Raw genomic sequence first — 10,887 nt, forward strand, 5'->3', positions numbered from 1 at the left:
CTCCCCCCCCCCCCCCCGCCGCCCCCCCGCCGGCGCCCCCCGGCGGGCCCCCCCCCCCCTGCAACCGAGCTTAGCGCACCGGTTGCAGGGAGGAAGCTGCGGTGCAGCAACGGCCTCCCCTGTAGAGCCGAGCCCATGCTCGGCTGCTTTGGCAAGGCATGCGGAGCCGAGCATCGGCTCGGCTCTACAGAAGCAGGTCAGCGGCCCAGCGCGCGGCGGATCTCCTCCAGCGCGCCGGGGTCGTCCAGCGTCGACAGGTCGCCCGGGTCGCGCTGCTCGGCCAACGCCTGCAACGAGCGCCGCAGCAGCTTGCCCGAACGGGTCTTGGGCAGCGCGTTGACCACGTGCACGTGCGCCGGGCGCGCCACCGCGCCGAGCGAGGTGGTCACCGTGGCCATCATCTCGGCCACCACCGGCGCCGGATCCTCGCCATCCAGGCCCTGCTTGAGGGTGACGAACACCAGCGGCACCTGCCCCTTCAGTTCGTCCTTGACGCCGATCACCGCTGCCTCGGCCACGCGCGGGTGGCTCGAAATGGCCTCCTCGATCTCGCGCGTGCCCAGACGGTGCCCGGCCACGTTGATCACATCATCGGTACGGCCGAGGATGAAGGTGTAGCCATCGTCGTCGCGGATCGCCCAGTCCAGCGAGCTGTACAGCAGTTCCTTGAAGTGGCTGAAGTAGCTCTGCAGGAAGCGGCTGTCATCATTCCACACCGTGCTCATGCAGCCCGGCGGCAACGGCGGCGACACCACCAGCACGCCCTTCTGCCCCGGTGCGACTTCCTCACCGGTGTTCTCGTCGATCACCTTCATCCGATAGCCGAGATTGGGGAAACCCGGCGAACCGAAGCGCACCGGCTTCATCTCCAGGCCCGGCAGCAGGGTCAGTGCCGGCCAGCCGGTTTCGGTCTGCCAGTAGTTGTCGATGATCGGCTTGCCCAGCGCTTCGCTGATCCAGTGCGCGGTCGGTTCGTCCAGCGGCTCGCCGGCCAGGAACAGGTACTTCAGGGCGCGCAGGTCGTGGCGATGGATGAAGTCCGCATCGTGCTTCTTCAGCACGCGGATGGCGGTGGGCGACGAGAACATGGTGCGCACGTTGTACTGCTCGCACAGCGCCCACCAGATGCCCGGATCCGGATTCGTCGGCAGCCCTTCGTACAGCAGCGAGGTGCAGCCACCGATCAGCGGGCCGTACACGTTGTAGGAATGGCCCACCGCCCAGCCGACATCGGAGGTGGAGAACATCACCTGGCCCGGCTTGCAGTCGAACACGGTCTCCATCGACTGGGCCATTGCCACCGCATAGCCACCCACGTCGCGCTGCACGCCCTTCGGCTTGCCGGTGGTGCCGGAGGTGTACAGCAGGTAGCTCGGCTCGCTCGCTTCCAGCCACTGCACCGGCACATCCGCTTCCCCGATCTGTGCACGCAGCGTGGCGTACTCCACATCACGGCCCGGCACGCGTGGTTCGGCGGCATCCAGCCCGCGCGACACGATCAGCACATGCGGTGGCGGCGAAGCCGCTTCGGCGCAGGCCGCGTCAACCATCGGCTTGTACGGAATCAGCTTGCCACCGCGCATGCCGGCATCGGCGGCGATGAGCAGCTTCGGCTTCGCATCGTCGATGCGCAGCGCCAGGTTGTGCGCGGCGAAGCCACCAAACACCACCGAGTGCACCGCACCGATGCGCGCACAGGCCAGCATCGCGAACACGGCTTCGGCCATGTTCGGCATGTAGATCACCACGCGGTCACCATGGCCGACGCCGAGGTGCCTGAGCACGGCGGCGAAGTCGTTCACTTCGCGATACAGCTGGCGATAGGTGATTTCGCGGGTGCTGTTGGTTTCGGTGGAGATGGCGACCAGTGCGAGCTGGTCGGCGCGCTCGGCCAGGTGGCGGTCGACGGCGTTGTAGCAGAGATTGGTTTCGCCGCCGACGAACCAGCGCCGGAACGGCGGATTGCTGTAGTCGAGCACCTGCTGCGGCGGTTTGTGCCAATGGATGCGCTTGGCTTCCTCGCCCCAGAAGGCCTCCGGCTCGTCGATCGAGCGACGGTAGGTTTCCTCGTAGTTCATGACGCAGCCCTCCCAGACGAAGTCATGGGTTCGAGGATAGTCCGGCGCTGGCGCGCGGGCCGCCCTACCTTGGTAGGGGGGTGGGTTTGTTCTGCAGGGCTTTGCAGCCCTGCACCCGTGGTAGTGCCGGCCGCTGGCCGGCAACAGCATCAGCAACAGCAGAAGCTGGTTTCCTGGGGGATGGCGGGGTGGCTCCGGTTGCGGGGGACGCCGTGAATCCCCAGTCCGGCCCAGCCGCTGGCGGCTGGGCGTTCGGGCGCTTGCGAAGCAATGCTTCGCAAGCGAAGCGCCCTCACCCATGGGGGCTCGGTCGCGCCATCCATGGCGCTCACGCCCCCGCAACCGGACCCACCCCGCCTTCGACAGTTTCCTGCCATCTGTCGGAACGGCGTATTGCTCTGGTGGGTGTCGACCTTGGTCGACACGGTAGATCCACGCCATGCGTGGATCCTTTTCGATCAATTGTCGAAATATTCGATTCCGATGGATTTGATCCACGCAAAGCGTGGATAGACCATCCGTCACCGGAGATCTGTCGAAGGCGGGGCGGTGTGGGTTGGCAGGACCGTTGGCGCCATGGATGGCGCCATCGAGCCCCCATGGATGGGTTTACGGCGTGTCCTGCCAACCCACACCGCCCCGCCCAACAAGTAGAAAACCAGAGCCGCCTTGGCCTTTCGCGTTGCTCCGGTTCGTAGCAGGTGCAGGGCTGCAAGCCCTGCCGAACCCCTAGAACGGAGCCGCAGACTCGAACACGAGCGCCTCGCCCGTCAGCGGATGCGTAAACCGCAGGCTGCGCGCATGCAGATACACGCGTTGCGCCGGTGCCGCGTCATACAGCACGTCACCGACGATGGGATGACCGAGACTGGCCATGTGCAGGCGCAGCTGATGGCTGCGGCCGGTGATCGGTTCCAACGCCACGCGCGTGCGCCGCGCTTCAACATCGCGCACCAGCACGCGCCAACGCGTCAGCGCCGGCTTGCCGCGCTCATGGTCGACCCTCTGCTTCGGCCGGTTCGGCCAGTCCACGATCAACGGCAGGTCCACTTCACCGGAATCACCCTCGAGCAGCCCCTGCACCACCGCTTCATACCGCTTGCCGACCTGGCGCTGCTCGAACTGCATCGACAACGCCGCCTGCATGTCCTTGCCGCGCGCATGCAGCAGCAGGCCGGAAGTCACCTGGTCCAGGCGGTGCACGGTCAACGCATCCGGATACAGCGCCTGCAGGCGCGCGACCACGCAGTCCTGGTTCTCGGCGCTGCGGCCGGGTACGGACAACAGGCCAGCCGGCTTCTCGGCCACCAGCAGTGCGTCATCGATGTAGTGCAGGTGGATCATGCGGTTCCAGGAATTCCAAATGAAAACGGGGAAGCCGAAGCCTCCCCGCTTTCTGCGTACCAACCAGCGGTCGGTACCTACCTTGATGGAAGACGTACCGTCCGGAGCCGGTACCGCCTGCATCAGCCCAGCAGGTGGGCGACGCCGGCGCGCTCTTCTTCCAGCTCGGCCAGGGTCTTGTCGATGTACTTCTGGCTGAAGTCGTCGATCGGCAGATCCTTGACCAGGGTGTACTTGCCGTTCTCGGTGGTCACGGCAAAACCGAAGATCACGCCTTCCGGAATGCCGTAGGAACCGTCGGACGGCACGCCCATGGTGACCCACTTGCCGTTGCTGCCCAGCACCCAGTCACGCACGTGGTCGATGGCGGCGTTGGCGGCCGAAGCAGCCGAGGACGAGCCGCGGGCTTCGATGATCGCCGCGCCGCGCTTGCCGACGGTCGGGATGAAGGTGTTGGCGTTCCACTCCTGGTCGTTGATCGCATCGGCGATCGACGCACCATCGGCGGTGGCGAAACGGTAGTCCGGGTACATGGTCGGGCTGTGGTTGCCCCACACCACCAGCTTCTCCATGCCACCGACCGGCTTGCCGAGCTTGGCCGACAGCTGGCTCAGCGCGCGGTTGTGGTCCAGGCGCAGCATGGCGGTGAAGTTTTCCGGCTTCAGGTCCGGGGCCGACTTCATGGCGATGTAGGCGTTGGTGTTGGCCGGGTTGCCGACCACCAGCACCTTCACGTCACGGCTGGCGACCTTGTTCAGCGCCGCGCCCTGGGCGGTGAAGATCTTGGCGTTTTCCAGCAGCAGGTCCTTGCGCTCCATGCCCGGGCCGCGCGGACGCGCGCCGACCAGCAGGGCGATGTCGGCGTCCTTGAACGCGACTTCGGCGTCATCGGTGCCGACCATGCCGGCCAACAGCGGGAAGGCGCAGTCTTCCAGCTCCATCATCACGCCCTTCAGGGCGGCCTGGGCCTTGTCGACCGGCAGTTCCAGCAGCTGCAGGATGACCGGCTGGTCCTTGCCCAGCATTTCGCCGGAGGCGATGCGGAACAGCAGGGCATAACCGATCTGGCCGGCGGCGCCGGTCACGGCAACACGAACGGGTGCTTTCATGGGGGTTTCCTCTTGCTTGCAAGCGTTTGATGGGACGCCGCGGGCGGAGCCACGCAGGCCTGGCGGGCGGCGGGGAACAGGGAAACGGCCACCCGTGGGTGGCCGTTTCGAAGGGGGATCAGGCGGCGAGGTGCTTGTTCCACTCGGCGACGCGGTCGGCCTGGGCGGCCAGCACGGCGTCGACGTCGCCTTCCAGGGTGATCGAATGGATCACGTCGCCCTGCTTGACCGAATCGACGATGGCCTGGCCTTCCAGGACCTTGCCGAAGACGGTGTGGCGGCCGTCCAGCCAATCGGTCTTGATGTGGGTGATGAAGAACTGGCTGCCGTTGGTGTTCGGGCCGGCGTTGGCCATCGACAGCGAGCCGACCTCGTGCTTCACGCCATTCTTTTCGTCTTCGAACTTGTAGCCCGGGCCGCCGGTGCCACGGCCCTGCGGGCAGCCGCCCTGGATCATGAAGTCGGCGATCACGCGATGGAAGATCAGGCCGTCATAGAAGCCGTGCTTGACCAGGTTCACGAAGTTGGCCACGGTCAGCGGCGCCTTGTCGGCGAACAGCTCGACCTTGATCGGGCCCTGGGTGGTGTCGAAAGTGGCGATGAGGGACATGAAGATCCTTGATGCAGAGGGGAACGCGTCTAGCCACCTAGTTTACACCTGCCTTGCGGCGGCGGCGGCTTCGACCATGGGCGCAGACCCGGGCTTCAGCCGCCGGCGGGGCAGCCCGCGCGACGGTCTGGCGGCCTCGGCCGTGTGGCGGCCCAGCTGAATGGGCCCCGTGACGGGCGTGAAATCCACCTTTTCGCGAATCGTCAAGTTCGACGTATAATGTTGGACTTCTTTTTCCAAATCCGGCGCCGACTGGCCCCCTTTCGTATGTCCATCGAAAATCTTCGCAACATCGCCATCGTCGCCCACGTCGACCATGGCAAGACCACCCTGGTCGACCAGCTGCTGAAGCAGTCCGGCACCCTGTCCGAGCGTACCGTCCTCGCCGAGCGCGTGATGGACAGCAACGACCAGGAAAAGGAACGCGGCATCACCATCCTGGCCAAGAACACCGCCATCACCTGGGAAGACAAGAAGACCGGCATCAAGAACCGGATCAACATCGTCGACACCCCCGGCCACGCCGACTTCGGCGGTGAGGTCGAGCGCGTGCTGTCGATGGTCGACACCGTGCTGATCCTGGTCGATGCGATGGACGGTCCCATGCCGCAGACCCGCTTCGTTACCCAGAAGGCCTTCGCGATGGGCTTCAAGCCGATCGTCGTGGTCAACAAGGTCGACCGTCCGGGCGCCCGTCCGGAGTGGGTGATCGACCAGGTCTTCGACCTGTTCGACAAGCTCGGTGCCACCAACGAGCAGCTGGACTTCCCGATCGTCTACGCCTCGGGCCTGAATGGCTACGCCGGCCTGGAAGACACCGTGCGCGACGGCGACATGACCCCGCTGTACGAAGCGATCATGAAGCACGCGCCGAAGCCGGAAGTGGACCCGGAAGGCCCGTTCCAGATGCGCATCAGCCAGCTGGACTACAACAACTTCGTGGGCGTGATCGGCATCGGCCGCATCCAGCGCGGCACCCTGAAGAAGAACATGCAGGTCGCGGTCATCGACCGTGAAGGCAAGAAGCGCAACGGCAAGGTGCTGCAGGTGCTGGGCTTCATGGGCCTGGAGCGCATCGAGCAGGATTCGGCCGAGGCCGGCGACATCGTGGCCATCTCCGGCATCCAGGAGCTGACCATCTCCGACACCATCTGCGCACCGGACTTCCCGGAAGCCCTGCCGGCGCTGACCGTCGACGAGCCGACCATCTCGATGACCTTCCAGGTGAACAACTCGCCGTTCGCCGGCAACAAGGACCTGTCCGGTGGCAAGTTCCTGACCAGCCGCCAGATCAAGGACCGCCTGGACCGTGAAAAGGTCCACAACGTGGCCCTGAAGGTCGAGCAGCTGGAAGACGCCGACAAGTTCCTGGTCTCCGGCCGTGGCGAACTGCACCTGTCGGTGCTGATCGAGAACATGCGCCGCGAAGGCTACGAGCTGGCCGTGTCGCGCCCGGAAGTGATCATCAAGGAAATCGACGGCCAGCTGATGGAGCCGATCGAGCAGCTGGTGGTGGACATCGAAGAAGTCCACCAGGGCGGCGTGATGGAAAAGCTGGGCACCCGCAAGGGCCAGTTGAAGAACATGGAATCGGACGGCAAGGGCCGCGTGCGCCTGGAATACCAGATCCCGGCCCGTGGCCTGATTGGTTTCCAGAACGAGTTCAAGACCCTGACCCAGGGTTCGGGCCTGCTGTTCCATGTGTTCGACCACTACGGCCCGAAGGAACAGGGCGCGATCGCCAAGCGCATCAACGGCGTGATGATCGCCAATGCGCCGGGCGTCACCCCGGCCTACTCGCTGGGCCCACTGCAGGAACGCGGCAAGCTCTTCGCCGCCGAAGGTGACAACGTGTATGAAGGCCAGCTGGTCGGCATCCACTCCAAGGACAACGACCTGACCGTCAACGCGATCAAGACCAAGCCGCTGACCAACATGCGCGCTTCGGGCAAGGATGATGCGATCCAGCTGACCCCGGCGATCAAGTACTCGCTGGAACAGGCCCTGGACTTCATCGAAGACGACGAGCTGGTCGAGATCACCCCGAAGGAGATCCGCCTGCGCAAGAAGTTCCTGACCGAGAGCGACCGCAAGAAGGCTTCGCGCGGCGGCTGAGCCAGCACCCCGTGAGCCAGAGCGGCTACAACCCGGATCCACACCGGCATCCGGGCCTGCACGTCATCGCCCTGCTCGAAGCGAGCAAGGCGATGCTGGCACTGTTGGCTGCCACCGGGCTGGAAGTGCTCGGACCGCAGCCGCTGCGGCACGGCATCATGGCCCTGATCCGGCGTTTCAGCCTGGATCCGGACCACGGCACCCTGCCCTCGCTGCTGCACATGATCAGCCCCGACGCGGTCCACCTGGCCGCGGCGGGGATGATCGGTTACGGACTGCTGCACCTGGTCGAAGCCTGGGGCCTGTGGCGGGCCAAGGCCTGGGCCTCCTGGCTGGGTTGCCTGACCGCTGCCCTGTACCTGCCCTTCGACATCTTCGCGATCATCCGCCATCCCGGCTGGCCGTCGTGGACGATCCTGGCCATCAACCTGATCGTGGTCTACGTACTCGCCCGCGACCTGCGCAAGCGCCACCGCTGAGCACTCGCTACACTGGGGATTGGAGCCGACCAAGCCGCCCCATGCGCCCGTCCTTGCCGCCTCTGCTGACCTGCCTGCTCGCCGCGCTGCCGGCGCTGCTTTCGGCTGGCTGCAGCCCGGCCACGCCCAGCGCGCATGCGGCCGAACCTGCGAGCCGCAACGTGCCGTTCCCGTACGCCGAAACCGATATTGCCGACCTGCAGGCGCGGATGACCGCCGGTGAACTGGACAGCACCACCCTGACCCAGGCCTACCTGCAGCGCATCGCCGCCCTGGACCGCGCCGGGCCGCGCCTGCGCGCGGTGATCGAGCTCAACTCCGATGCCCTGAAGGAAGCCGCCGCGCGCGACCGCGAGCGCCGTAGCGGCCACCTGCGCGGCCCGCTGCACGGCATCCCGCTGCTGTTGAAGGACAACATCAACGCCGCGCCGATGGCCACCAGTGCCGGCTCTCTGGCCCTGCAGAGCTTCCGTCCGGACGATGCCTACCTGGTGCGCCGGCTGCGCGATGCCGGCGCCATCGTGCTGGGCAAGACCAACCTCAGCGAATGGGCCAATTTCCGCGGCAATGATTCGATCTCCGGCTGGAGCGCGCGCGGCGGCCAGACCCGCAATCCCTATCGGCTGAGCCATTCGCCCTGTGGCTCCAGCAGCGGCAGCGCGGTAGCCGTGGCCGCCAACCTCGCCAGCGCAGCAATCGGTACCGAAACCGACGGCAGCATCGTCTGCCCGGCGGCGATCAATGGCATCGTCGGCCTCAAGCCGACGGTAGGCTTGGTCAGCCGCGACGGCATCATCCCGATTTCCTTCAGCCAGGACACCGCCGGTCCGATGGCGCGCAGTGTCGCCGACGCTGCCGCCGTGCTGACCGCGATCGCCGGCCGCGATGATGCCGACCCGGCCACCGCGACCATGCCCGGCCGCGCGGTCTACGACTACACCGCGCGACTCGACCCCCAGGGCCTGCGCGGCAAGCGCATCGGACTGCTGCAGACACCCTTGCTGAAGTACCGGGGCATGCCGCCACTGATCGAACAGGCGGCGACCGAGCTGCGTCGCGCCGGCGCCGTGGTGGTGCCGGTGGAGCTGCCCAACCAGGGCGCTTGGGCCGAGGCCGAGCGCACGCTGCTGCTGTACGAATTCAAGGCCGGGCTGGAGCGCTACTTCAGCGCCCATCGCGCCCCGCTGCGCAGCCTGGCCGAACTGATCGCCTTCAACCAGGCGCACAGCAAGCAGGAGCTGGGCCTGTTCGGCCAGGAACTGCTGGTGGCGGCCGACGCCACCGCCGGCCTGGCCGACCCGGCCTATATCCGCGCGCGCAGCGATGCACGCCGGTTGGCGGGCCCGGAAGGCATTGACGCTGCCCTCGCCGCCCACCAGCTTGATGCGCTGGTGGCCCCCACCACCGGCGTGGCGTGGCCGATCCGCAGCGAAGGCGACGATTTCCCCGGCGAGAGCTACAGCGCTGCCGCTGTGGCTGGCTATCCCAGCCTGACTGTGCCGATGGGCCAGATCAACGGCCTTCCCGTCGGCCTGCTGTTCATGGGCACCGCCTGGAGCGAGCCGAAGCTGATCGAGATGGCCTACGCCTACGAGCAGCGCACGCGCGCACGGCGCCCGCCGCATTTCGATACCGACGCGCTGATCGACGCCGGCGAGCCGTGATCGTGTTTCTGTAGAGCCGAGCCCACGCTCGGCTTCAACGGAAAATCGAAAGCAGCCGAGCATGGCTCGGCTCTACAGCGGCTGGTCGGGCTCCGCTGGCACGATCGCCGCCTCACCGTCTTCAGCCCCCGGCGAACGCACATCTGCAGTGCGTGCACGAGGACCACGCGGCATGTCCAGCTCGTCTGCATGCTGCAGTCGCGCACGCACCTGCGGCAGCGACTGCGGATGCTCACGCGCGAGGAAATCGAGCATGCGCTCGCGTACCAGGCAACGCAGGTCGAACGCGTCGCCGGAGCTGCGCGCACTGACCAGCAGGCGGATCTGGATTGCACGCTCACTGGTTTCAGTCACTTGGGTCACGCAGACTCGGCCATCCCACAACGCTTCGCCCCGGCAGATGCGCTCCAGTTCAGCACGGATCGCCGCAATCGGGGCACGATAATCCAGCCACAGGAAGGCTGTGCCGAGCAGGTCGGCACTACGCCGCGTCCAGTTCTGGAACGGGTTCTCGATGAACCAGGTCAACGGCACCACCATCCGCCGCTCATCCCAGATACGCACCACCACGTAACTGCTTCCGATCTCCTCGATGCGTCCCCACTCGCCTTCCACGATCACCACGTCATCCAGGCGGATCGGCTGCGTCAACGCGATCTGCAGGCCGGCGATCAGGTTGCCGAACACCGGCTTGGCCGCGATACCGGCCACCAGGCCGATCAGGCCGGCCGAGGCCAGCAGCGCGGTACCGATCTTCTGCACCATCGGAAACGTCAGCAGCACCAGCGATGCGCCCAGCACGATGATGCCGCCCATCAGCACCCGGCTGAGCACGCGCGTCTGGGTCTGGATGCGGCGCGCTTCCAGATTGTCGGAGACATCAATGGGATGGCTGCGCAGGATTGCGCGCTCGCCCGCCGCCACCGCACGTACCAGCAACCAGATGAAGCAGGCAGTCAACGCGATGTGCAGCACATGCTGCAGATGGCCCAGCAACGGATCCTGCAGCGGCGTGGCCTGCAGGGCGGGAATCAACAGCAGCAGCGGCCATGCAGTGGCCATCGGCAGCCCGAGCACACGACCGATGCGCGCACGCCGGCGATCACGCCCTTTCAGCCGGTGATAGATCCACAGGATCAGCCACGCGCCGATGCCACCCACTACTGCTGCCAATCCCAACGGCCATGCGTAGGCCTGTGCGCTTTGCCAGTGCACCGTTGCCACCTCCACTCGAACAGCCAAGCAGACAGCCTCGCGCATGGCGCATGAGCGTCACGTCAGCCGTTCGTAAGCAGGGTGTTGATCGGCAGGGCTTGCAGCCCTGCACCCTGCTGCGAGCTGGAGCAACAGCAACAGCCGAAGCAGAAGCGGGTTTCCTGTGGGGTGGCGGGATGGGTCCGGTCGCGGGGGGCGCTGCAAGTCCCCCTCCGGGGCCCGGCCCAGCCGCTGGCGGCTGTGCGTTCGGGCGCTTGCGAAGCAGTGCTTCGC

Annotated in this window: 8 protein-coding genes; 3 read left to right on the forward strand and 5 right to left on the reverse strand. The window is 66.3% G+C overall.

What is annotated here, in order from left to right:
- Positions 1-197 precede the first annotated feature (197 nt).
- From prpE to O0J15_RS19155, 4 genes are all read right to left on the reverse strand, one after another.
- Positions 198-2,078 (reverse strand): propionate--CoA ligase, encoded by a 1,881-nt coding sequence (prpE, locus tag O0J15_RS19140; protein WP_164144148.1) that lies wholly within the window; start codon positions 2,076-2,078, stop codon positions 198-200.
- A gap of 729 nt (positions 2,079-2,807) precedes the next feature.
- On the reverse strand, positions 2,808-3,422 hold the full coding sequence (locus O0J15_RS19145; RefSeq protein WP_171952417.1) for an RluA family pseudouridine synthase: 615 nt from the start codon (positions 3,420-3,422) through the stop codon (positions 2,808-2,810).
- A gap of 122 nt (positions 3,423-3,544) precedes the next feature.
- Positions 3,545-4,531, reverse strand: coding sequence for a malate dehydrogenase (locus O0J15_RS19150; protein ID WP_005415428.1), 987 nt, complete (start codon positions 4,529-4,531; stop codon positions 3,545-3,547).
- Between the two features lie 118 nt (positions 4,532-4,649).
- A complete protein-coding gene (locus tag O0J15_RS19155; protein ID WP_005408225.1) occupies positions 4,650-5,141 on the reverse strand; it encodes a peptidylprolyl isomerase in 492 nt (163 codons plus the stop codon).
- A gap of 267 nt (positions 5,142-5,408) precedes the next feature.
- Here O0J15_RS19155 and typA point away from each other — a divergent pair, with 267 nt between their 5' ends.
- Genes typA through O0J15_RS19170 form a run of 3 tightly spaced genes read left to right on the forward strand, consistent with a single transcriptional unit; the run spans position 5,409 to position 9,399 of the window.
- Positions 5,409-7,256: a translational GTPase TypA gene (typA, locus tag O0J15_RS19160; RefSeq protein ID WP_026346967.1), complete on the forward strand. Its 1,848-nt coding sequence runs from the start codon at positions 5,409-5,411 to the stop codon at positions 7,254-7,256.
- 11 nt (positions 7,257-7,267) lie between these two features.
- Entirely contained in the window at positions 7,268-7,735 is a 468-nt protein-coding gene (locus O0J15_RS19165; protein ID WP_019659569.1) for a DUF2127 domain-containing protein, read from the forward strand.
- A gap of 41 nt (positions 7,736-7,776) precedes the next feature.
- Positions 7,777-9,399: an amidase gene (locus O0J15_RS19170; RefSeq protein WP_019659570.1), complete on the forward strand. Its 1,623-nt coding sequence runs from the start codon at positions 7,777-7,779 to the stop codon at positions 9,397-9,399.
- Between the two features lie 72 nt (positions 9,400-9,471).
- Here the strand turns inward: O0J15_RS19170 and O0J15_RS19175 are convergent, their stop codons facing one another.
- On the reverse strand, positions 9,472-10,659 hold the full coding sequence (locus O0J15_RS19175; protein WP_194445420.1) for a mechanosensitive ion channel family protein: 1,188 nt from the start codon (positions 10,657-10,659) through the stop codon (positions 9,472-9,474).
- Positions 10,660-10,887 lie beyond the last annotated feature (228 nt).

The sequence above is a fragment of the Stenotrophomonas sp. Sm10 genome (assembly GCF_030985515.1).
Taxonomy (GTDB): domain Bacteria; phylum Pseudomonadota; class Gammaproteobacteria; order Xanthomonadales; family Xanthomonadaceae; genus Stenotrophomonas; species Stenotrophomonas hibiscicola.